The organism is Algoriphagus sanaruensis, from assembly GCF_001593605.1.
Taxonomy (GTDB): Bacteria; Bacteroidota; Bacteroidia; order Cytophagales; family Cyclobacteriaceae; genus Algoriphagus; species Algoriphagus sanaruensis.
Genome location: NZ_CP012836.1, coordinates 2346050 through 2370046, shown reverse-complemented (window position 1 = coordinate 2370046; position 23997 = coordinate 2346050). Strand labels below are relative to the sequence as shown.

At 38.5% G+C, this 23997-nt stretch carries 25 protein-coding genes; 4 read left to right on the top strand and 21 right to left on the bottom strand.

What is annotated here, in order from left to right; all coding sequences use genetic code 11:
- Positions 1–25: 25 nt before the first annotated feature.
- Genes AO498_RS10355 through AO498_RS10335 form a run of 5 tightly spaced genes read right to left on the bottom strand, consistent with a single transcriptional unit; the run spans position 26 to position 4447 of the window.
- Positions 26–1324 carry a TRAP transporter large permease gene (locus tag AO498_RS10355; RefSeq protein ID WP_067547010.1) on the bottom strand — a complete coding sequence of 433 codons (1299 nt, stop codon included), beginning with the start codon at positions 1322–1324 and terminating at the stop codon, positions 26–28.
- 3 nt (positions 1325–1327) lie between these two features.
- Positions 1328–1801, bottom strand: a complete 474-nt coding sequence (locus tag AO498_RS10350; protein ID WP_067547006.1) for a TRAP transporter small permease — start codon at positions 1799–1801, stop codon at positions 1328–1330.
- On the bottom strand, positions 1802–2782 hold the full coding sequence (locus tag AO498_RS10345) for a TRAP transporter substrate-binding protein (RefSeq protein WP_067547004.1): 981 nt from the start codon (positions 2780–2782) through the stop codon (positions 1802–1804). It lies immediately after the preceding gene.
- 3 nt (positions 2783–2785) lie between these two features.
- Positions 2786–3454: a beta/alpha barrel domain-containing protein gene (locus AO498_RS10340; RefSeq protein ID WP_067547001.1), complete on the bottom strand. Its 669-nt coding sequence runs from the start codon at positions 3452–3454 to the stop codon at positions 2786–2788.
- The gene (locus tag AO498_RS10335) at positions 3455–4447 is read right to left on the bottom strand and encodes a sugar kinase (RefSeq protein ID WP_067550413.1); all 993 of its coding nucleotides are present in this window, start codon (positions 4445–4447) and stop codon (positions 3455–3457) included. It abuts the gene before it with no gap.
- A 44-nt stretch (positions 4448–4491) separates the two neighbouring features.
- On the opposite strand from AO498_RS10335, the gene AO498_RS10330 reads away from it, so the two are divergent.
- Entirely contained in the window at positions 4492–6120 is a 1629-nt protein-coding gene (locus tag AO498_RS10330) for a UxaA family hydrolase (RefSeq protein WP_067546998.1), read from the top strand.
- 62 nt (positions 6121–6182) lie between these two features.
- Here AO498_RS10330 and AO498_RS10325 read toward each other — a convergent pair whose 3' ends face one another.
- Both AO498_RS10325 and AO498_RS10320 read right to left on the bottom strand, forming a co-directional pair.
- Complete coding sequence (locus tag AO498_RS10325) at positions 6183–6932, bottom strand: hypothetical protein (RefSeq protein WP_148660221.1); 750 nt, start codon at positions 6930–6932, stop codon at positions 6183–6185.
- A 124-nt stretch (positions 6933–7056) separates the two neighbouring features.
- Positions 7057–7338, bottom strand: coding sequence for a DUF1330 domain-containing protein (locus AO498_RS10320; RefSeq protein WP_067546991.1), 282 nt, complete (start codon positions 7336–7338; stop codon positions 7057–7059).
- Positions 7339–7377: 39 nt separating this feature from the next.
- Between AO498_RS10320 and AO498_RS10315 the strand changes: the two genes are divergently transcribed.
- Positions 7378–8703: a mannitol dehydrogenase family protein gene (locus tag AO498_RS10315; protein WP_067546990.1), complete on the top strand. Its 1326-nt coding sequence runs from the start codon at positions 7378–7380 to the stop codon at positions 8701–8703.
- Between the two features lie 3 nt (positions 8704–8706).
- Here AO498_RS10315 and AO498_RS10310 read toward each other — a convergent pair whose 3' ends face one another.
- The 8 genes from AO498_RS10310 to AO498_RS10275 form a co-directional block, all read right to left on the bottom strand.
- Positions 8707–10098, bottom strand: coding sequence for a TolC family protein (locus AO498_RS10310; RefSeq protein ID WP_067546987.1), 1392 nt, complete (start codon positions 10096–10098; stop codon positions 8707–8709).
- Positions 10095–11450, bottom strand: a complete 1356-nt coding sequence (locus tag AO498_RS10305) for an HlyD family secretion protein (protein ID WP_067546984.1) — start codon at positions 11448–11450, stop codon at positions 10095–10097. The genes AO498_RS10310 and AO498_RS10305 overlap by 4 nt, the downstream gene beginning before the upstream one ends.
- Before the next feature lie 6 nt (positions 11451–11456).
- Positions 11457–13157 carry a peptidase domain-containing ABC transporter gene (locus AO498_RS10300; RefSeq protein WP_067546981.1) on the bottom strand — a complete coding sequence of 567 codons (1701 nt, stop codon included), beginning with the start codon at positions 13155–13157 and terminating at the stop codon, positions 11457–11459.
- Complete coding sequence (locus AO498_RS10295) at positions 13150–13827, bottom strand: TetR/AcrR family transcriptional regulator (RefSeq protein ID WP_067546978.1); 678 nt, start codon at positions 13825–13827, stop codon at positions 13150–13152. Before AO498_RS10295 ends, AO498_RS10300 begins: the two co-directional genes overlap by 8 nt.
- Positions 13828–13952: 125 nt before the next feature.
- The gene (locus AO498_RS10290) at positions 13953–14351 is read right to left on the bottom strand and encodes a DoxX family protein (protein WP_067546975.1); all 399 of its coding nucleotides are present in this window, start codon (positions 14349–14351) and stop codon (positions 13953–13955) included.
- Positions 14352–14399: 48 nt separating this feature from the next.
- On the bottom strand, positions 14400–14771 hold the full coding sequence (locus AO498_RS10285; protein WP_067546972.1) for a DUF983 domain-containing protein: 372 nt from the start codon (positions 14769–14771) through the stop codon (positions 14400–14402).
- Positions 14772–14884: 113 nt separating this feature from the next.
- On the bottom strand, positions 14885–15088 hold the full coding sequence (locus tag AO498_RS10280; protein ID WP_067546969.1) for a hypothetical protein: 204 nt from the start codon (positions 15086–15088) through the stop codon (positions 14885–14887).
- Positions 15088–15603 carry a DUF4920 domain-containing protein gene (locus AO498_RS10275; RefSeq protein WP_067546966.1) on the bottom strand — a complete coding sequence of 172 codons (516 nt, stop codon included), beginning with the start codon at positions 15601–15603 and terminating at the stop codon, positions 15088–15090. Before AO498_RS10275 ends, AO498_RS10280 begins: the two co-directional genes overlap by 1 nt.
- A gap of 193 nt (positions 15604–15796) precedes the next feature.
- Between AO498_RS10275 and serA the strand changes: the two genes are divergently transcribed.
- On the top strand, positions 15797–17689 hold the full coding sequence (gene serA / locus AO498_RS10270; protein ID WP_067546963.1) for a phosphoglycerate dehydrogenase: 1893 nt from the start codon (positions 15797–15799) through the stop codon (positions 17687–17689).
- 36 nt (positions 17690–17725) lie between these two features.
- Here serA and rfbB read toward each other — a convergent pair whose 3' ends face one another.
- From rfbB to AO498_RS10240, 6 genes are all read right to left on the bottom strand, one after another.
- Positions 17726–18781: a dTDP-glucose 4,6-dehydratase gene (gene rfbB / locus AO498_RS10265; protein ID WP_067546960.1), complete on the bottom strand. Its 1056-nt coding sequence runs from the start codon at positions 18779–18781 to the stop codon at positions 17726–17728.
- 3 nt (positions 18782–18784) lie between these two features.
- Positions 18785–19837, bottom strand: a complete 1053-nt coding sequence (locus AO498_RS10260; RefSeq protein WP_067546957.1) for an NAD-dependent epimerase — start codon at positions 19835–19837, stop codon at positions 18785–18787.
- Between the two features lie 51 nt (positions 19838–19888).
- Positions 19889–21043, bottom strand: coding sequence for a glycosyltransferase family 4 protein (locus AO498_RS10255; protein WP_067546954.1), 1155 nt, complete (start codon positions 21041–21043; stop codon positions 19889–19891).
- A gap of 82 nt (positions 21044–21125) precedes the next feature.
- Positions 21126–22070 carry an RNA-binding protein gene (locus AO498_RS10250; RefSeq protein ID WP_067546952.1) on the bottom strand — a complete coding sequence of 315 codons (945 nt, stop codon included), beginning with the start codon at positions 22068–22070 and terminating at the stop codon, positions 21126–21128.
- A gap of 74 nt (positions 22071–22144) precedes the next feature.
- Positions 22145–22345, bottom strand: coding sequence for a helix-turn-helix transcriptional regulator (locus AO498_RS10245; RefSeq protein WP_067546949.1), 201 nt, complete (start codon positions 22343–22345; stop codon positions 22145–22147).
- A 3-nt stretch (positions 22346–22348) separates the two neighbouring features.
- Positions 22349–22795, bottom strand: coding sequence for a hypothetical protein (locus AO498_RS10240; RefSeq protein ID WP_067546946.1), 447 nt, complete (start codon positions 22793–22795; stop codon positions 22349–22351).
- 184 nt (positions 22796–22979) lie between these two features.
- Between AO498_RS10240 and proC the strand changes: the two genes are divergently transcribed.
- Positions 22980–23780 (top strand): pyrroline-5-carboxylate reductase, encoded by an 801-nt coding sequence (gene proC, locus AO498_RS10235; protein ID WP_067546943.1) that lies wholly within the window; start codon positions 22980–22982, stop codon positions 23778–23780.
- The last annotated feature ends 217 nt before the right edge of the window (positions 23781–23997 follow it).

The following is a 23997-nucleotide window of genomic DNA, read 5'->3' as shown; positions in this document are numbered from 1 at the left end:
CGATTAAATCTCGGGGTTTCTTTTTTTAGAGTAAATCAAATAGTCTCGGTAAGACTAAAGTAATTTCTGGGAATATCATGATTAGGCTTAGCGCTAAAATCATTGCTAAGAAAAATGGCAGTAAAGGCCTGATGATTTGAGTTAAGGAAAGTTTAGCAATACTGACCCCAACAAAAAGGAGTGAACCTACAGGAGGGGTACACAAGCCAATACAAAGGTTAAGAACCATCATTATTCCAAAATGGACAGGGTCCACTCCTACCTTTGTGACCACTGGTAAGAATATTGGGGTAAAGATCAAAACAGCCGGAGTGATATCCATGAAAATCCCAACTCCAAGCAAAATCAAGTTAATCAAGATCAAAATCACCCATTTATTATCACTCACGGTAAGCATAAACTCACTGATCATTTGAGGTATATCTTCAGCCGACATGACCCAAGACATACTCATGGAAGTTCCAATTAGCAACAAGACAACCGCAGTCGTCTCTGAGGCTCTGATCAAGATGCCAGGTAATTCTGAAAGTTTCAGTTCCCGATAAGCGAATGACAAGACCAGGGTGTATACTACCGCGATTGCAGATGCTTCCGTAGCGGTAAAAATTCCACCTACGATTCCCCCGATAACGACAAAGAGCAGAAATAAACTTGGGACAGCCTTCCAAAAAGCTCTGCCCAATTCATTAAAGCTGACTCTTTCTCCAGGAGCCAATTTTTCCTTTTTAATAAAAATGGCAGCACAAGCCATCAAGATCAAGCCTAATAACAAACCTGGTAAATAACCTGCCACAAACAAGGCGGCAATTGAAACGCCACCACTGGCTAAGGAATAGATAATCAATACATTGGAAGGAGGAATGATCAATCCAGTAGTCGAAGAAGTAATGTTTACTGAGGCTCCTAAAGTTTTTGGATACCCTTCTTCATCCATTCGCTTTCCAAGGATACTACCAATAGCAGATGCAGCGGCAGCAGCAGAGCCGGCAATTGCTCCAAATAACATTGCAGCAATAATATTGACATAAAGTAACCCTCCAGGAAGTCTTCCTGTCAATCCTTTTGCAAAATCAATCAAGCGATTTGCTATACCTCCTCGATTCATTATTTCACCAGCTAGAACAAAAAACGGAATTGCCAAGAGTGCAAAACTATCCAAGCCTGTAGCCATTCGCTGTGCAATAGTTGTGGCTGCAGGTAGTGCCGAAATTGTGATGATCAAAGTGAAAAAACTAGACAGTCCTAAACTCCAAGCAACAGGAACTCCAAGAACTAACAGGGTCACGAAACTGAGTACCAAAATGGCGATGCTAATCCATTCCATAGCTTAAGATTGATTTTTGAGTAATTGAACCATGTGAAACAGATGATAATACACCACCATGATCCCAGATATGGGAACTATAGCATAAATCCATGAAAGTGGAATTCTGAGAGTGGCTGATTTTTGCTGTAGAATTTCGGTGACATACACCAAATTTCCCCCACCCCAAATCATAATGACCAAACCGAAAAAAATCACAAACCCATGAATCACTAACTGTAAGGCTAAGAGATTTTTTCCGTGTAAACGTTCTGGAAGAATATCAATAGCTAAATGACCATTTTTCCCTGAAACATAGGCTGCACCTGCCAAACCCAACCAAACCATCATATATCTGGAAAGTTCGTCTGTGAAAGAACTTGGATCACCAAGTACATATCTGGAAAAAACTTGCCAAGTCACATTCGCTACCATCAAAGCCATCAACACAGCAATAAGAACACTGATGGCTTTATCCAAAATGAGTTTAATTTTCATTTAGTGCGTGTTTTTTATTTTTTCAATCAAAGGAACCAGCGCAGGATTTTCTTGCATCACCAATTCATACACTGACTTTACACCTTCTGCAAAAGGTTCTTTGGAAGGATAAGTAATGACCACGCCTGCTTTTTCTACTTCTCGCATCGATTCTTCTACAGATTCTTTCCAAAGTTTAGCTTGAAATACCGCAGACTCATCGGCAGCTTCTTGCATCCATTGTTGCTCCTCAGGACTCAATTGCTCCCAAACCTTCGTACTCACTAAAACCACATCAGGAACCACGGTATGTTCATCAATGGTGTAGTATTTACACACTTCATAATGTCTGGAATTATAAAAACTTGGAGGATTATTTTCCGCAGCATCCACAATTCCTTGCTGCAAGGCGGTGTATAATTCTCCGTATGCAACAGGAGTTGGAGAGCCTCCCATTCCCCGGATCATATTGATAGCCATTTTGGATTCTTGAACCCGAATTTTCAGTCCTTTCAGATCTTCAGGAGATTCAATCGGTTTGTCTTTACTGTAAAAGCTTCTTTTGCCAGCATCGTAAAAACATAATCCTCGCAACCAAAATTTCTCCGAACTGAGCAGTAATTGATCCCCAATTTCTCCATTTAAGACTTTATCGATATGATCATCATCTCGAAATAAATAAGGCAAACCCAAAACTGAAATTTCAGGAGAGAAAGCTTCAAGAGAAGCTGCTGAAACTTTGGTCATTCCCAAACTTCCAATTTGAAGGAGTTCTAGTAGTTCCCGCTCAGTTCCTAATTGTTGATTAGGATAGACTTTTACTTTGATTTTACCTTTGGATTTTTCTTCAAGTTTTTGAGCGAAAAACACCATGGCATTGTGGACTGGATGAGCCACCACCTGTGCATGTCCCATCTTGATAATCCTCACTTTGGAATCCGATTGGCATCCAGCGAAAGAGAGAAGGACAAGTAGAAAAATCCCGAAAGAAGTTTTAGCCATGAGTTATGATTTTGAGGATCTAATCGATTCAATGATTGCCATTGCTTGCTTCACTGATTCCTGAATTTCAGTAAAAGCTTTTCTTTGAATCAAATCTTTTTTGAACAACTGAGATCCCATTCCTACACATAGTACCCCGGCATCAAACCACATTTTCAAACTTTCGGCAGTAGGCTCTACGCCTCCAGTTGGAATAATTTCGATTTTGGGTAATACTGCATGAACAGCAGGGACAAATTCAGGCGTCAAAACATTGGCAGGATAGATTTTTACTAACTCTGAACCAAGCTGCTGAGCGAAAAAAACTTCGGAAACGGTTCCGCATCCCGGTATCCATGGCACCTCAACTTTGGAGCAGTATTCTCCCAACTTTGGGTTCATCACGGGAGCAACAACAAACTCTGCTCCCATATCAATAAATTCCTCCGCCTCATGCGGGTGATAAATCGTACCGATCCCAAGATATAATCCAGGCATCCGGTCTGCAGCCTCTCTTATTTTAGGGAAGATATCTTTGGCCTCTTTTCCACGATTGACCATTTCTATCACACGAACTCCACCTTCATAGGCTGAGAATAAAAGATCCAAACATACTTGTTCATCTGGGTGAAAGAAAATCGGCATCATGCCTCCGGCGTGCATGCGCTGAATGAATGGGCTTGGGTTTCTCATCTATCGTTTAATTTTTCCTATTGAATTTCCTTGAGCCAGTTCTTGAACTTCTTCTAGACTAGAAAGCAATAAATCTCCAGGTACACTGTGTTTGAGTGCGCAGGCAGCCATTCCGAGTTCAACAGCTTCCTGCTCACTCGAATGAAGTAATCCATAAATAAGACCTCCTGCGAATGCGTCTCCCGTTCCCACTCGATCAACAATAGGAATCAAATCATAATTTTTTGAAAAATACTGATCGGTGGATGTATAAATTCCAGCACTCATTCGATTATGAGAAGTATTGATTGATTCCCGGTCTGTCTTTACCAAATGGGTAAGTTTTGGGAAATTTGTAAATGCAAAATCTCTTACCGAATCAAAGTCCTCAAAAGATTGATTTAAGCACTGATTAAAGTCTCTAACCCCCGCAATCATGACCTGGGTTAAATCCATTAATTCAGGCATGATTTGATCTGGACCTTTCCCGTATTTCCAGAGATTGCTCCGGTAATTCAAATCGCCACTCACTCGTACTCCTTTTTCATTGGCTTTTCGGAGGGCTTTTCTCGTAATCTCAGCACAATTTGCTGAAAGAGCTGGAGTAATACCTGACCAATGAAGCCAAGCTGCATCCCCCAAAATTTCATCCCAATCCAATACATCCGGGTTCAAATTCGCAAAAGCCGAATCCGCTCGATCATAAATAATCTGGGAGCTTCGATGAGCAGCTGCATTTTCCAAAAAGTAGACCCCTAATCGCCCGGGAGAAAATTGAATATATCGAGTATCGATTCCTATTCTTCGCAAACTTGCTGATGCAGACCAACCAAGTTCGTGTTCTGGAAACGCAGTGACGTGGACCACATCTTGGCCCCAAAATGCCAAGGTTGCTCCAACATTTGCTTCTGAACCTCCAAACTCTAGATCCAAACTTTTTGCTTGAATAAAACGCTGATTTGCGGGTGGCGACAATCTCAGCATTACTTCGCCGAGGGTGACGATTTTCTTCATGAATGCTTTTTTATCTAATTTGACCAAGTTAAGCAATAAAACTAATGAACAATACAGCGCTCATCCTGGATCCAAACGATAATGTAGGAGTTGCATTAAGTGATTTATCACCTGGGCAATCCGTAATTTTAAAAAATCAATCTATTGATATTCAGGATCATGTATTAGCAAAACACAAGTTTGCTTTGCAAGATTTCAAGGTGGGTGACGAGATTTTAATGTATGGAACCATTGTAGGGGAAGCTACCAAGGCGATTCAAAAAGGAGGAGCTATTACGCTTGAAAACATCCATCACAAAACCAAAAACTACACCTTAGAACCAGGGATTTACAATTGGAAATCACCAGCGATTACACATTGGAAAGATAGAACTTTTCTAGGCTATCAACGACCTGATGGTCAAGTAGGTACAGCAAATTATTGGCTGGTTTTACCAATGGTATTTTGTGAAAACACAAATGTAAAATTGCTTCAAGAAGCCTTTGAAAATGCCCTTGGTTTTGCCATTCCAAACCCTTACGAAATCCAGATAAAAAGCTTGTTAGAAGACTGGAAACAGCAAAAATTTACGGAATCGGTTTCGCGTACTTCGAATACTCATAAATCTAAAATCTTCGAAAACCTAGACGGAATTCGATTTTTAACCCATTCCATGGGGTGCGGAGGAACACGCCAAGATGCAGAGTCTCTTTGTGCGCTTTTGGCAGGTTACATTCATCACCCAAATGTTGCAGGAGCTACCGTCTTGAGTTTAGGATGTCAAAACGCTCAGGTGAGTATTCTACAAGAGAAACTCAAAAACCTTAATTCACAAAAACCTCTTGTCATCTGTGAACAGCAGCAAGAAGGCACTACTGAACAATTAATCACAAAGGCTATCCATGAGACTTTTCAGGGACTTATTAAAGCCAATGAATATGTCAGACGACCCGTGCCATTAGATAAACTTGTCATTGGCCTGGAATGCGGGGGGTCAGATGGCTTTTCAGGAATATCGGCCAATCCGACTCTGGGCCAAGTATCTGATTGGATTGTTGCACTTGGAGGAACCACAATCCTCTCTGAATTTCCGGAACTTTGTGGAGCAGAACAGAATTTGATCAATCGATGCACTACTCCTGAACTTGCCGAGAAATTTGTCCACCTGATGGAGGCATATAATGCAGCCGCAAAACGTGTGGGAAGTGGGTTTGATATGAACCCTAGCCCAGGAAATATCAAAGATGGCTTGCTGACTGATGCCATTAAATCCTGTGGAGCGGCAAAGAAAGGTGGAACCGCACCTGTAACAGATGTCTTGGATTACACGGAGTACGTTAAGACACCTGGATTAAATTTACTCTGCACGCCCGGTAATGACGTAGAAAGTACAACGGGACTAGCAGGAAGTGGTGCAAACTTAATTTTGTTTACCACTGGATTAGGAACACCTACAGGGAACCCTATTTGTCCAGTCATCAAAGTTTCCTCCAACACAAAAGTAGCTGAAAGAATGCCAGATATAATTGATTTCAGTACAGGAGGAATAATTTCTGGAGAAGATAGTATCGAGACAGCGGCGGAAAAATTACTGGATTTGATCATTGAAATAGCAAGTGGAAAGAAATTAACCAAAGCTGAAGAAAAACGGAATTTTGATTTTATTCCTTGGAAGCGAGGAGTATCTCTTTAAATAAAAAGGCGCTTTCAGGTTAATCTGAAAGCGCCTTTTTCTATTTCAGGAAAATTAGGGTTTTATCTCTTACCCTTTTTTCCTTTTCCTTTTTTGTCATCATCGTCATCATCATCCTCGTCATCATCATCATCTTTGTCTTTCAATTTTAAATCGATCAAAGTAACAGATGATCCCGTGCCTGAGGTAGGGTCAAAATTTCCACGAACTACCCCAGTTCCTTTTGCACCTTTGAATTTCCCAGTACCGCCAATGACCTTTACCTCAGCCAAAAAGGTAGACAATGTTTCGCTTACTGGAGTCACAGTGTTAGAGATATTCTGATAGAAAATCGCATTACCTTTTCCGTCAGCAGAAAGTGAACTTACATTGTCAGAAATATTGGATATACCAAGGGCAGTGAGTTCATTAGTAAAAAACATACTTACCGGAGCTCCAACTGTGACCAATGCATTATTTTGAAAGGTCGCAAACTGATTTATAAAACTAGAAATTTTACCCATTTTTGTGGCTTTTCCAGTGCCAACTCCAGGATAAAATCCAGGTGCAGGACCTCCAACATAACCATCACCAGGAACAAACCATAACTGATTATCAGTTTCTTCAAAATAATTGTATTCGGTTTTTCTTCTTGAATTGAGCGGGAAGCCAGCTTCCTCATCAAGCTTATCCCATTTGGCAAATGCTCGTTCAATTGTAAGTTCGCTTACTTCATCTTGAACTGTCATTACTTGCTCCTCATCTATGGAACAGGAATACAATCCAAATGAAATTACAGCCGCAAAGGCTGACCATTTGTAAATTTTTTGCATTTTCATTTGATTAAAATTGGATTTGGTGATAAATAATTGAATAAATTTTTGACGAATCTTAAAACCAAATTTTCATTTGGAATCTTATTTTTTGTATTTCATACCAATTAAAATGCCAAAAAAATTATCCGACAACAAAAAAGTTAGCTGAAGACCCTTTTTCCCTAATTTTCTTCGCTTTTTGATAATTCTCGGAATTGTACCATTCCAAGGCTTTTTGTCTATCAGGAAATTTCAATAAAACCATTCGATCATGCTTCCACTCACCCTCAATGGCTTCTACCGGAAAACCTCTAATTACAAATTCACCCCCGTATGGAATCAGACTATCAGGAGTCAATTTTTTATATTCTTCATAAACTTCATTATCATAGATATCAACTTGTACAAGGATATAAGCAGACATAGGTAAATAGATTAAGTTTTACACAATCTTGGTAAAAAGATGGAAAACCCCAACACCCCAATACACATCCTCCAATTTGGTACCGGCAATTTTTTGCGAGGATTTTTTGAACCAATCATTCAAAGATATTCATACTACAATAAACCTCTGAACATCTGCATAATACAGTCTACAAACGGGAATACACTTGAAAAACTTGAAAGACAAAATTTTCAATATTTTTTATATGAAGCAGGGATAAAAAATGGAGAAAAAATCCAAAACACTCAAAAAATCACCTGCATCCAATCGGGAATTAGTCTTCCAGTTGATCAAGATAAATTCTTCGAATTTGCAGGAAAACCAGAAGTTAAATGGATCATTTCCAATGTTACAGAGGCTGGATTAGTCTGGAAAACGGAAGACAAATTTGAACAATTTGCGGAATCCTTTGCGGGCAGAATTTGCCAGTGGCTTTATGTAAGATTTACCAAACTTCCAGATTCCGAAACGATCCTGCTGCCTTGTGAATTGTTACCAAAAAATGGTTTTTTATTAAAAGAATTTGTACTTAAACATGCGGATCATTGGGGGCTTCCCAATGATTTTTCGGAATGGATCAACCAAAAGGTACACTTCTTCAACAATCTAGTCGATCGGATCGTACCTGGATATCCTTCCAATCTTGATTCCATTCAACTGGATGGAGACCAATTAACTGTACAAGTTGAGCCCTATAGTTTTTGGGCAATTGAGTCACAAAAACCCAATTTCCATCTCCTACCCTTTGTTGAAAACAATCCTGGAATCACCATTGCATCTGAAATTGATTCATTTTCATTACGAAAAATTAGAATCTTGAATGGATGCCATACTTGGATGACAGCAAAATCCATCTATTTAAATTTACATGACACAGTTAGTGAATTTATAGGTAATACTAACCTAAGAATGGAAGTAATTGACCTATTAGATCAGGAAATCATCCCTACCCTTCCATTTGACAAGGAGGAGACGATTGCCTACTCAAGAGAAATCTTGGATCGATTTGCTAATCCATTTATGGCACATAAATTTTATGACATTTCGCTGAATGCATTTTCAAAATTCAAAAGTCGACTTTTACCGATTATTGAATTTCATCTAAATCATTCAGGGCTAATCCCTCAAAAAACAGCAAAAGGATTGCTTTATCTCCTACTCACCTATATTGAAAAACCAGAAAAAATCAGAGATCAAGAAGACATAAAATCTTACTTCTCACTACTCCCGATAGGAAATTCCATCCAAGAAAAACTTTCCCGAGTTTTGTCTGAGCAATTTAATATCACTTGGGACAAAACTTGGGAAAAAGTAGTTGAGGAGATCCAATCTGAAAACAACTAGTGTTTATTCAAACCCTAAACCAGCTGCAACGCGGGTTTTTGCATACGAAACTCGGAGTTTACTCGCTAAATCATTTAGGGTAAGGCGTGAATCAAAAAGAGACACCTCGCGAGCATTTACTAAGAACAAACTAGATTCTCCGATTTGAAATCTTCTAGTTTCGCCTTGAAATAACGCATCAAGACTCGCAACGTTTTTCTTAAATGTCTCGATTTGCTGATTTAAAATCATCCAGCTGTTTAATTCTGACTCAAGTTTATATCTCAATTGGATTTCTTTTAAATCCCGATCACTTTGCTTGAAATCAATTTTAGCTTTTGCAAGACCTATAGCTCCCCGACTTTTCCGAAGGAAAACAGGGGTGTAAACCGAGACACCCCATTTGTAATTGTTTTCAAAAAAGGCATATTGATTCAAATCTGAAAATCGCTCATTGATAAAGTTATATTTCAGTTTGACAACCGGAAGAAGTTGCTGACTTTTCAGCTTGCGATCTATCTCTAAACTCGCCAAATCAAAATCTTTAATCCGAAGCTCTGGGTGGTTAGCTATTAATGTTCTAAGTTCTTCCTCATTTGGCACCCAGGTAAAACTTTCGAACAAACCATCTGGGATGACACCTTCATTCAATTCCATAGGATTACCTGAAGAATCATCCCAGAGAAATGTATTCAAGTTTTGTCTCGCTACAAAAAAGGCATTTTGAGCATTTTGAAGTCGATATTGTCGATTTAATAATTGTGAATAAGCTTCCACCGTATCAATAGCTGCATTATCACCTTGCTGATACGTTTTTCGGATTGCACCAAATCTAAATTCAGCCAACTTTACGCCTTCTTGGAGAACCTTTAGATTTTCAAAAGCTAAAGACCATTTCCAATACGCATCAGTTGCATCCAAATACAGTTGATTTAGCATATTAGCCCGTTCAACTTCTGTAGCCTGTTGGTAGATTTGAGCCTTTCGTAAAGTAGCCCTTCGGTCATCAAGGATTAACCCTTGACCTAAATTCACCGAAGCCCCAGCGGCAATTAACCCACCATTGGGAACAGTACCTTCAGCATTGAGATAAGTTCCATTATTTTGTTCAAAGGTACCATTGAACTCTACCCCCATCCAAGTGGGAATAGTTACTCCGGCCTCTCTTTTATCATAATAGTTTGTTCCTTTAAACTCCTTTTGATCCAAATTCCCATAAATAAGAGGATCGAACCCTCCTCTAGCTTGCCTGACCTCCATTCTACCCATGGTCAAGTTGATTTCAGCCTGAGCAGATATCGGATGATTATCTTTTACCCACAGCAAAAAATCATCAAAGCCTAATCTCAAACTGTCCTGAGCCCAAATTGGCGAGGCATTCCAAAGAACCAAGAAAAAGATTACAAATCGTTTCATTTCTTTAGTTCAGGTGATTTTTCTTTTTGCTCCTGTGTATAATAATCTGCTGGGAATCCATTCAATTGACGCCATATTTCATACCAAACAGGAACGTCATTGAGGAGGGCAATTCCATCCGCACCTGATCCAATTCGTAATTGCTCTGGCCAATTGTCTTCTTCTGGATCTTGGGTTACTAACACCCGATATTGATTATTTGGTCCTGCAAATTGATCAATCGCTACCACTACTCCTCCAAATGTTCCATTCGAAATCTGAGGCCAACCTGAGAAGACAATGGCAGGCCAACCGTCAAAAATAAATCTTACCCGATTACCCGCCTTAATCAAAGGCAAATCAACCGGCTGAACATACATTTCGACAGCAAGTTCTGCCTCAGCAGGAACTATATTGACAATTTCCGCCCCTTCTTTGATGGTCTCACCTATACCTACTTGGATAGCTTTGGCGATGTATCCATTTTGGGGAGCCAAAATATATCTGTATTGAGATCGCTGCTGATAATTGGAATATTGATTTTCCAATTTTGTAACGGAGGCTTCGGCATCAAATTGAGAAGACATAGCCGTGTACATATCAGACTCTGCCTTTGCCAATTTGTCTTTGAAATCATTGTCAATTGCGTCAAGGTCAATTTGAGCAGTTATTAATTCATTTTTACTGCTTAACAATTTGTTTTCCGAGGAAACCAATTTGGCCTGAACCTCCTGAAATTTCAACCTTCTTCCTTCCAAATCGGTCAAGGATCTTAATCCCTCCTTAAATAACTCCTCAGCACGCTCAAGCTGATATTTTCCAATGTCAAAATTGACCTTTGCCTGTACGAGTTCGATACTGTCCGATTGAACCTTCAATTCAGATATTCGAACTTTATTTTTTGCCTGCTCGAGCTTTAATACATTATTTCTTTGCAAGGCTGCAATCTGATCCTGTAAGGCCCCAACTTTATCTCCATACGAACGAGCTGTCTGGGATTTCGCTTCTACTTGCTGTTGGGTTCTTGGTAAAAGCAAGGAGTCAAAATACTCATCCTTAACCTCTGAAATCCTAAGAATGGTATCACCAGCTTGGACAAAATCTCCTTCAGCTACATACCATTTTTCTATTCGACCAGCAATTATGGAATGAATTGTCTGTGGACGTTGATCTGGTCTCAAGGCTGTGACATACCCCTTAGATCGGATATTCTGTGTCCATGGAAGGAAGAGCATTACGAAAGCAGCAAGTAGAACTCCTGTTAGAATCCGAACTCGCTTTTGACTTTCCTTTCTTGGGAGCGTCATGACAAGACTTTTTGCTCCGCTGAAAGGAATTGCGTCCTGAATTCGATTTGGCGAAATATTCATCATGACTTTTTATGCTTTAAATTTTTTATACCCTTCAAAATCACCATAATAGGCCACCTTACCTCTATCCATTACTAAAATCAAATCAGCCAATTTCAACACATTCTCTTGATCAGAGGCTAGCAACAAAGTCCAATTTCCCTTCATCACATAGTTGACTATTTTATCCTTAATCTCTGGCTCCAAATAGTCCATCATGTTTTCCATAATCAGAGCTTTAGGCTGACCAACCAAACCTCGAGCTAATACAATTCGCTGCGCAATAGATTTTGATAGACCTTTACCTTCAGGCTGAAGCATTGTTTCCAATCCCATCGGCCATTGATAAACATATTCATTCAAGCCGACTAGGCTTAGAATATAGCTTAACTGACTCTCGTCATAGTCCCTTCCCATGAGAATATTTTCTTTGATAGTCCCATGGAAGATTTGTTGAAGCTCAAGAAAATCGCCCACCTGTGCACGGAATTTATCCAGATTGATTAACTCCAAGGAAAGGTCATTGACCTTCACTTTACCTTCGTATTGTTCATACAATCCTGCAAAAAGAGCCATCAATGCACTCTTTCCACTTCCACTTGGTCCAGTCAGCACAACTTTCTTACCAGGAAGAACTTCCAAATCAACCCCTCTTAATATCGGCTCTAACGCATCTTGAGGTTGGAAAACAACCCCTTCCATAGAAAACTTTAAACCCTCGGGTTGGGATTGAATGATTTTTTCAGAGGGTTCCTGATGCTCTAAGTCTAGATCCATCACATGTCCTAATTTCTCAACGGAAACCAAGGTGTCATACACGGTTTCTAAAGAAAGGATCAGTTTTTCAACCGAATTAACCACTAAAACGATGATCACTTCGGCCGCTACAAACTGTCCGATTGAAATTTGATCATTAATCAACAACAAACTTCCAGCAAGCAATAAACTGGTCACAATTAGCACTTTAAAGGCAATCATGACTTTGTATTGAAAGATTAAAACTCCAAAATGCTTGGATCTGAATTCCACATACTTTTGAATCAACTTATCGGCTCTTAAGATTGGCAGTCTATTACTTCCCACTAGTTTAAAAGAATTGAGAGTCCGACCAACCTCTTGAAGCCAATAGGCAGTTTGGTATTTATAAGAAGATTCCTTCAAGGCAGTTTCCATTCCTTTTGGACCAGTCAGATAGAAAATCAAGGTTAACAATCCAATCAAGACCAATCCGAATAGAATAAACGTAGGATGGTAAACTGAAAGCAGTAGTAATCCAAAAATTACCTGTAATAACGCTGCAGAAAAGTCAATCAAGATTTTTGCAAGACCCTTTTGAAGATTTACGGTATCAAAAAACCGATTGACTATTTCTGGCCCATATTCTCCATGAAGAATTTCGGTTTTAATCTTTGGAAGGCGGTAAGCTATAGAAAGCCCAGATTTGGAAAAAATACGCTGCTGTAATTTTTCCATGATTTGGAGTTGGGAAATCTGAAGAAATCCACTAAAAATTACCCCAAGAGCCACAATCAAAACCAAAATTACCCAGGAGGTGGTAATCCTTCCACCAAGGATAAAATTCAAAATCGCCTGAATTCCCAGTGGGAGAGAAAGGGTAATTAATCCATTCAAAACCGCATAGAAATAAATGGAATAAACTTGACTCTTCTCCTCCTTTAGTAATCCAAAGAAGCGTTTGACCGGTGTGATATCAGTACGTGAACTAGCCATTATTGATTGTTTTGGTCACTAATTGATGAAAGAAATTAAATCGTTGCTCCACTCCCATAGCTTGATCCGTAAGGTTTGGTAGGTGCATGGCATTAAATGACTGAAGAAGACTAGCTTCCAAAACCGTTGAAACCAGCGTTTTTGGAAATTCATACTCAGGATTGATTTCGGTAATTATACTTGAAATCCTCTCGCTAAACTTATATACCTGAGAAAACATACCTGACTCTTCTTCTTCGTCGACTGATTTGGTCAAATATGCTTTCAATGATTCATGAATAACAAGTTGGCGGAGTACCAATGGATCCAAATGATCATTTTGAGGATATACCGGGCCTAATACCATCAATTTTAGACCCACAGCCAAGCGCTCTTCTGGATCCTTTAAATTAGCAGTGGCATAGACCAAATTATACTCCATCCAAGCCCAATACCAAGCATTCAGGTATAAAAGTACCTTGTGCTTATTCTCAAAATAGCGATAAATCGCGGCTTCAGTACTACCAATATGAGAGGCTAACTTTTTAAAGGTAAAATTCTCCAACCCCACCTCCAGCAACAACTGAGCAGCTGATTGAACAATAGAGGTCCCTAAATCCGAACTAAATGGATCCTTGAGGTATAGATTTGAATTTACTTCTACTCTGAGTTTTCTGAGGATTGACTCCATAATTCAGTCGATTTCGAGAATGTAACGATGATGCAAAAAGAAAGGTTTGCTTTTCTTTCATTTTTGTTAGTAATATTAACAATAAAAGATTTTTACTATCATCATAAAAATCATTTCATTGATTTTCAGCGAAAATCAAACCTAAAATGAGTTAGTGAAATTGCCCAGATGAGTAATAATGGATGAATAAAGAGTAAACGGACCCAAGCAATCCAAAGTGGAACACAAAGCCCACCACCCACACAGCCTCCAATTTGGATAATATAAATATGGGACGGGATAAAGGATATCAACATGACCACAATTCCATACCCTGCCCATTTTCTGGAATTTTTAAAAAGGATACCAAGCCCCAATAAAATTTCTATAAATCCTGCGATAAGGTTGATTAGTCCGTGATTGGGGAGATATTCTGGGATTAGAGGAAGATAGAAATCAGGATTAAGGAAGTGATTGAGTCCGGCAACCGAATAAAAAAAAGCTTGGATGTAAACCACCCAAGCTTTCATCATAAATTTTTTCATTGGTAGGTGTTTGAGTCCTAAACCAACAGGAAGTCATTAAGTTTCAGATCAGAAGCCTCGATATTTTAACTTTCCCATACCAAATTGATAGAGTGTCTTTGAATACCTTAACATCGCAGGCAACAAAATAATATTCAAAACCACTACCGTACTCATATACATCCACAACTCTGGCTTTTTAACTAGTACCGTAACAGCAACCAAAGATGTAATCACCAAAGCCACCGAGAATGCATAACTGATATACATTGCACCATCATAAAAACCTGGTTCTGGAATCAAATTAACCCCACATACTTCACACTTTTTATTTGTAGCAGATAATTTTCGATAACTAAAGGGAGAAACTGGAAACAACTTCCCTTCTCGACAGTGGGGGCATTTACAAGAGGCAATTGCTAATCCAAGTGATTTTGACATGATGACTATTTTGATTCAAATTTATTTTTTGGTGAAAGATTTTCGAGTGACTTTTGTTACCCATCGAGAGGATTTGAGCCGAATAAAACTGAAAAAGGGACAAATAGTCCCTTTTATCTTATTTCGTCTAAATCATAATCTTTACCCTTTCCCCACTGGAGAAGTTCGTGAATGGTATAATACTCCAAGGTATCTAAGTCCTTAATTTTAAAATTATCGTCGGACAGTCTAGAAACAATCTCAATCTTTCTAATTTCTCCTTGGTTGATTAATCGGTACACTCTTCCTACCCTAAGATTATCCAATGCTATAGCCATTACGCTTTTGATTTAATCTTCACTCCTACTGCTTCAAAGGTTATTTCTCGCATAGGTTCTACAATGGATTCCACGTCTTCTTTACTTTTTCCTTGATCTTCAGCATAGTGGCGAAGTGTTTCTACATCAGTTTCGGTTAAGGTAGCCACCCCTTCCATCACCAAAGGAAATCCTTGAGAATTGGTTGGGATAAAAAAACCATAATCCTTAAAGGTTACACGCATGGATTGACCATTGGGCAACTCCATAGCAAACCAACACCCTTTTTTAGTACAAACTTCTTTGATCTCTCCTTCAATTACTCCTCGAAAAGTCCCTTCGGCCTCAACTGTAGTCATCATCGCTGTCAAATCAGAAACTTGCTCCACCTCGATGATATCGCCGTAATTTCCTGGAATAACATCAGCTTCGCCCACAACCTCATGTGTAGTTTGAGCAGATTCAGATTCACCATTTTTGCAAGAAATGGTAGTCATCAAACAAAGGGTGCCTAGAATTAAAAGTGATCTTTTCATGATTAAATAAATTAGAATTCAAATTTAGCCTAATTCTTTTCAACCAAAAATGGAATCTGTGTCGGTAGCACCAAAATCGGGTCTTTAATTTTTTTCAATGAATAAAAGTTTTTGAATTAATTCAGTCAATAAAAATTCAATTTCTTTAACATTCCTTTAATTTTACAGAGCAAAACCTATTGACCCTGTACTAATGCCACAGACCAAAAAGTTCATCATTGATTTCGATAGTACTTTCACAAGAGTAGAAGCCCTAGATATTTTAGGCGAAATTTCTTTAAAAGGAGATCCAAATCAGGAATCCAAACTTCAATCCATTAAAGACATCACAGACAAAGGAATGGAGGGTCTAATTACCTTCCGAGAAAGTCTTGAACAACGCCTCCATATTTTACAGGCTAGTCGTGAGCAAATTGATGAATTGATTGCGGCCCTTAAACAAAAGGTCTCTAAATCCTTCGAAAGAAATAAGGAGTGGCTTAGGGAAAACGCTGAGGACATTTACATCATCTCCAATGGATTTAAAGACTTTATCATTCCGATCGTATCCGACTACGGAATCAAAAAGGAAAATGTCTTTGCCAATGATTTTGTATATGATGAAAACGGAAAAATCATCGACTTCAATCGAGACAATCCACTTTCCAAAAACAATGGAAAGGCAGAAACTATCCGTAATGTCAATTTGGAAGGGGATATTTATGTAATCGGTGACGGATACACTGATTATGAAATAAAGGCCTCTGGACTCGCTAATAAATTTTACGCATTTACCGAAAACGTGCATCGGCCAAAAGTGACCAGTCAAGCTGATCATATCGCACCTAGTTTCGACGAAATCTTATACATCAATAAATTGAACACGAAGTTTTCTTACCCTAAAAGCAGAATCAAAGTCCTTTTGCTAGAAAATGTTCATCCTATCGGGGTGGAACTTTTACGCGAAGAAGGCTATCAAGTAGAGGTAGCCACTGGTGCGATGAGCGAAGATGAGCTTTGTGAAAAAATCAAAAATGTATCCATCCTTGGGATTCGATCTAAAACGAATGTGACCAAAAAAGTGCTTGATAATGCTAACCGACTTTTAGCTATTGGGGCATTTTGTATTGGCACTAATCAAATCGACTTAGAAACTTGCCAAGACAAGGGAATTGTCGTTTTTAATGCACCATTCTCAAATACCCGCTCCGTGGTGGAGATGGCCATTGGAGAAATTATTTTCTTAATGCGAAGATTCTTCGACAAATCTGTCGGGATGCATCAAAGCAAATGGGATAAATCAGCCACCGGGTCTTTTGAAATCAGAGGTAAAAAACTAGGAATTGTAGGGTATGGAAATATCGGTTCCCAGCTTTCAGTTTTGGCTGAAAACATGGGGATGAATGTTTTCTACTATGATGTTATCGAAAAATTAGCTCTTGGAAATGCGACCAAATTAAATTCTCTCGATGAGTTGTTAGAGACTTGCGATGTAATCTCTCTTCACGTGGATGGCAGAAAAGACAACAAATGCCTCATCGACAAAGAAAAAATCGAAAAAATGAAACCTGGTGCCATCTTGGTCAATTTAAGCCGTGGCCACGTCGTGGATATTAAGGCACTAAAAGAAGCTATTCTGTCTGAACATCTAGCTGGATGCGCAGTGGATGTTTTCCCTGAGGAGCCTAAAAACAATAAAGAGCCTTTCGTTTCCGAACTAATCGGACTACCAAATACCATTCTGACTCCACACATTGGAGGTAGTACTTTGGAAGCACAAGAAAACATCGCTCGATTTGTACCAGGTAAAATTATGGAGTACATCAATACCGGAAACACCTTTAATTCCGTGAATTTCCCAAATATCCAATTGCCATTCCTTAAGGATGCACATCGATTGATTCATATTCATCATAATGAACCTGGTATTTTGGCCAAAATAAATCAAGTATTGGCAGGCTATAACATTAACATCGTAGGCCAGTATTTGAAAACCAATGAAAAAATAGGCTACGTGATCACTGATATCGACAAGGTCTATGAAAGTGAAGCCATCGAAGCACTTAAAAATATTCCTGGAACGATCCGATTTAGGACACTCTATTAAACGATAAAACCCCGAGAAATCTCGGGGTTTTTCATTTTATCTATTGTCGTATAAATTTTTATAATATTCTTGGTAGGAACCAGTAGTAACATGTTCTAGCCATTCTTGATTGGCTAGATACCAGTCGATGGTAAGTTCAATTCCCTCTTCAAATTGAAGACTAGGTTCCCAGCCTAATTCTTGTTGAATTTTAGTCGCATCGATTGCATATCGAAGGTCATGACCTGCACGATCCTGCACAAATGTGATCAAGGTCTCTGAAATTCCGGGTTCACGACCTAGTTTTTCATCCATCTTTTTACAAAGCAAGCGGACGATATCAATGTTTTTCCATTCATTAAAGCCCCCGATATTATAGGTCTCACCAGGCTTTCCTTTATGAAAAACTGTGTCGATAGCTCGGGCATGATCTTTTACAAATAACCAATCTCGAACATTCTCACCTTTTCCATAGACAGGAAGCGGCTTCATGTTTTTAATGTTGTGGATACAAAGCGGAATCAATTTTTCTGGGAAATGATTGGGTCCGTAATTGTTTGAACAATTTGAAACCACAGTTTTCATTTTGTAAGTATTGGAATAAGCACGTACAAAATGATCTGATGCAGCTTTGGATGCGGAATAAGGTGACTGCGGATCATAAGGAGTAGTCTCCACAAAAAATCCACCATCATGAAGCGAGCCATAAACTTCATCTGTTGACACATGGTAGAAAAGATGCTGATCTAATTCCCCAGCCCAAGCGGATTTGGCGACATTTAATAGGTTTACTGTTCCAAATACATTGGTTTTCACAAATGAAAGTGGATCTGAGATAGATCGATCCACATGAGACTCTGCTGCGAGATGAATTACATCTGAAATAGCATGTTTCTTAAAAACAAACTCCAATTCCTCAGCATTTTGAATATCTACTTTTTCAAAAAAGTAATTAGGGGCACCTTCAATTTCTTTGAGGTTTTCCAAGTTACCAGCATAAGTCAGGGCATCGAGATTGACAATTTTATACTCCGGATATTGATTAACAAAAAGTCTAACTACATGACTTCCAATAAATCCTGCCCCACCAGTGATTAAAATAGTTTTTGACATGGGTTACTTTTTATAGTATGATAAATACCAGTCGGTAAAAGCTTTGACTCCTTCTTGAATTGTTGTGTTTGGTTTATAATCCATATCTCTGACCAAATCCGAAACCTCAGCATGAGAAGCTGGAACATCCCCAGGCTGGAGCGGCAGTAATTCCATTTCCGCTTTTTTACCCAATCCATCTTCAATGGCATGAATGTAATCGAGCAGTCTGACCGGTGAAGAGTTTCCTATGTTATATACTTTGTAGGGTACCTTGCCACTTCCTGGATCTGGATTTTTTGAATCAAAATCAGGATTTGCTTTAGCTGGCTTATCTGCAACCTTTACAACTCCCTGTACAATATCATCGATATAGGTAAAATCCCTTTTCATTTCCCCATAATTGAAAACCTTGATTGGTTCTCCTTTCAGGATAGCCTCTGTAAAAAGGAATAAAGCCATATCAGGTCTACCCCATGGCCCATACACTGTAAAAAAGCGAAGCCCTGTGGTCGGAATACCAAAAAGGTGACTATACGTATGAGCCATGAGCTCATTGGCTTTTTTGGAAGCAGCGTATAAAGAAATCGGGTGATCTACCGAATCCGAAGTTGAAAAAGGCATTTTTTCATTGGAACCATATACCGAACTGCTTGATGCATATACAAGATGCTTTACAGGAAAAAAGCGACAACATTCCAAAATATTCAAGAAGGCAGAAATGTTACTTTGAATATATACTTCAGGATTTGTCAAGGAGTACCTTACACCAGCTTGAGCGGCAAGATGAATTACGACATCAAACTTTTCCTGCTCAAATAGTGTCATCAAAGATTCTTTCTCCACCAAATCAAGCCTTATGAATCTATAATTAGGAAACTTATTTGATTTCGAAATCTTACCAAAACTCACATCAGATTTCTCAATTCCGTGAAATTCAAGTCTGGCAAATTTTAAATTAACATCGTAATAGTCATTGATTACATCCAGTCCAACCACCTCATCTCCACGATCAATCAAATACTTTGCGACATGGAATCCAATAAATCCGGCTGTACCGGTCACGAGGAACTTCATATAAATTAGTTCGGAGGGTAAATAATGTTCAAATATAATCTATTCCTGAGGCTAGACCATCTGAATTAGTCGTTGATATTGAGCGAATATAGCTGTATGGATTTTTTTCCTGTCAAAATTATCCACTACTTCCTGATATAAATTATCGGCATATTGAGCCATTTTATCTCTTTTCACAAAGGCAAATTCAATCGCCTCTTTGAGTATCTCCTCGTCCTTAACAGGAAAAAGAAGACCCGTTTTTTGTTGCTTGATCAGTTCATTATTTCCAATTATATCTGAACATATTACGGGTAATTGCATGGCTCCAGCCTCAAGCAAGACATTTGGAAATCCTTCACGATGAGAAGGATGTACCAGAATATCAGCAATAGCCATGTAATGAGGAACGTGATCAGTCCAGTCAATCTGGACAATCCGAGGATGATCCTGAATCATTTGAATAATCTCGGGAGAAATCGGATCTAAATCCTGCTCATAGGCTCCCAATAGCACTAGCTTTGATTTATTGACAATTTTGGAATTCAAAAATGCACGAACTAGTTCTTCTACTCCCTTATCTTTCACCAATCTGCCAATTGCCAAGATTATAAAATCCTCTTCTCCAGGCATGATTCGCATTGTAGCAGCTACCAGGTGATTTTCCTTAAGGGCATTCCTATTGAACTTTGTCAAATCTACACCATTGGAAGATCCTCTACCTAGGAGCTTTAAGTTCTTTTCAGGGCAAAGCCCCTTTTCCAAAACATACTTGTAAAGTCCATTTGAATTTGGCCAGACCTCTGTAGCATTCGCATAAGTCCATTTTTCAGCCAATTCAAGAATCCCCTTCTTTTTACCTTCTGCTACCATTGCGGGAATACCAGCAATAGTGTGAATACGAATTTTCACCCCCGCCAAATTTGCAGCAATCATCCCCAGTAAACCTGCTTTAGGTGTGTGAGTATGAACAATATCTGGCTTCTCTCTTTTAAAAAGCTTATACAATTTGAAAAGACATTTCAAATCTTGAATTGGTGTTATTTTCCTTGTAAACGGAACAATAAAATGGTCAACCTCTTCTTTTTTAACCACTTGAGCTATTTCCCTACCATCAGCACTCACCATCAACACTTCCCATCCATGATCTTTCATATATTTCATTTGACCGGAAAGAAGGAGCTTAAGCGAAAGAGGAACTGTGGTAATTCGAATTAACTTGGGCATTAAACAATAAATCTGGGCTTCAAAGTTAAGATTTTAACGATGGCAACCGTGTGAAAATTTTCAAATCCGACCTGTATTCAGCTTAGATAATCTCAATTGTTCTAATTTCAACCTTATTTTTCAATGCTGAGCCTGCCCTTCTGACTTCCTTGGTATATCTAGGCCATCCCCAATAGTGAATTACAGCGTAGTTTTCAATTTCAGTCCAAATTTCACCCATTTGTTCAAAAACTTGATCTAATTCCTCCTCGGAAGCATTGGGAAGTAGGTTCCTTACATTTTTTCGGGCCACTGATTTTAATTGATCGGGATTTACATCGACTTTGGAATAAACTGCATAATCGTCGTCTTCGGGAAAAATCCCTGTTACCTCAATGGAAACAAGCGCATCCATTAATTCAGTCCCGGTAGCATCAGGAAATTTCATGGTAGAAAATTCAGGTCTTCCTAACTTTAGCTCGGCACTATGAAAATTCAAAAATTGATGAACATCTTTTATACTGCTACTCTCGATCGCCTCTTTAGTCATAAACCCAATCATCATTCGATCGATGAAATCATTGACTTGAGGAATTTGACCAAAATAACTTTTCATACTATCGGAAGCTACCTTGTAATAATCACGAATTGTTTCCCAATTGGTCACTCCTTGAAAACCGCCTAATTCATCTGTTTCAAATTCTACAACAGCTCCGCCTGACAGCCCCATAAGTTTATTCATCAAGTCTGAATAAGTAGAATCTTTATCGGGCATTTCTACCTTCAAATCCCGATAAGTCCATCGCATTTTATAAGAATTAGAAGTAGAGTCTATCACTATTGCATCAATTAAATAGGTGGTGGTAGTACGATCTACTGTATCTTCTCCAACCAATTCAAATTGTTCAAATAATACCGAATAGGTGTAGGATTCATTTAAATCCCAATAGGCGATCACTTTTACCGTTGAATCCTCCTTGAAAATTTGACATCTGACGGCTTGAGCACTAATCAATAGGAGTGCGATAAAGATTATAGAAAACTTCATAATTATTTTTCTCAAAATCACAGTACAAGAAAAAAGCAATTTAAAACCCAAGAAGTCATTTAAATTAAACGGCCCTAATCGCTTTCCTCAAGTTCAAAAATATCTTCGATCCTTACTTCAAAAACCCGAGCAATTTTTAAAGCCAAAACTGTAGAAGGCACATATTTCCCGGATTCAATCGAATTAATTGTTTGTCGACTTACTTGAACCTTGTCCGCCAGATCTTGCTGTGTAAAATCTCTTTTTGCCCGCTCTACTTTGATTGAGTTTTTCATTCCCTAGACTATTTGAAGAGACTTCCGCTCTCGATTTAAAACCCATTGAAAACGAAGAATGAAAATAATTTGAAGAGTAAACATGTTGTATCCCATAAACTCCAAATAGACTAAGCCATAAAAAAGCAAGGTTCCAAGGATCAAAATAAAAGTGTGGATATAAAATGCGATCAGCAAAGATTCCAATCTTAATTTTTGGATAAACTCATCTTCCTCTTTCTGTTTAGAGAAAGAAACAAAAAACAATCCAATAAAAACTCCCAGAAGCGCAAGTTCATTGGTGAAGTTTTGATCCAAAAACTGGAAAAACCCACCCACAGGAAGAGGAAAATCCAAAAACGCGAAGCTAAAGTCGAAGTAATTGGTCGCAAACAAGAGTATCCCAAAGGGAATCAAAACAAACCATCCGATTTTTAAAAACCGAGTAGGTAGAAGAATATTTGTCAACATATCAGTAAACTTTATTTTACCAAATGTAAAGTATTTTTTACATAATGTAAATCATACTATTCTAAATTTTAATTTAGAAAAACCGATCTAATACAATAATCGGGATATTTATTTGTCAAAATCATAATAAAACAAGGTATTTTTTTACCTTTATCTAATCGAAACTGACATTCATTGAATTATCATGATTAAAACAAAAAAAATAGCCATCATAGGTTGCGGAAATTTGGGGACCTCTATTGCAAACGGACTTCTAAGTCTTGAAAGTTTCGATCCCAAAAACTTGATTTTAACTAAAAGAAATACAAATAGCCTTTCGAGTTTTAAAGAAAAAGGAGTTCAAGTCATTACTGACAACCTTTATGCTGCTAAGGAAGCAGATATTATACTTTTAGGGGTGAAACCATACAATGTTTCGACCATTTTACATGAAATAAAACCTTCACTAGATGCCAAAAATCAAGTGATTATTTCCTTGGCGACCGGAATTACATTGGAGGAAATGTATCAGGAGATTGATTTGGAAATGGTAGCCTTTCGGGCAATGCCAAATATTGCTGCAGACATCCAAGAATCAGTTACCTGTATTTGCCATACAAAGGCTAATGAAATTCAGATTGAATTGGTCAAAGAACTTTTTGATTCAGTCGGCTTTACGATTTCCATAGACGAATCCTTGATGGAAGCTGCAACTGTTTTAGGAGCCTGCGGAATCGCTTACGTCCTTCGATTTATTAGAGCGATGATACAAGGAGGAATACAGATTGGATTTGATGCTGTAACTGCAAGCAGAATTGTAAACCAAACTGTCAAAGGTGCCGCGGAGCTTATGATCCAAAAAAACCTTCATCCAGAAGCTGCAATAGACAAGGTCACCACTCCTAAAGGCTGTACCATAGTTGGGCTTAACGAAATGGAACATCAAGGCTTTAGCTCTGCTATGGTTCGTGGTGTTATTGCCAGTTATGAGAAAATTGAGAAATAGTCTTGTTCAATAGTCTAATGGACCATAAATCCGATTAAAGGACAATTTTCTTTCTTGGATACTTTTAAATCCATCTTTAAGATGGATTTTTTTGTAGCCCTTTGCGCCTTTCTGATATTCAAAATAAAGAAGCCATTCCACCAGGCTTTTAAACGCGAGGGAGAAAATTGATTGACTCCATTGAATCAAACTGAGGGCTTACCATTCCATGCATTTT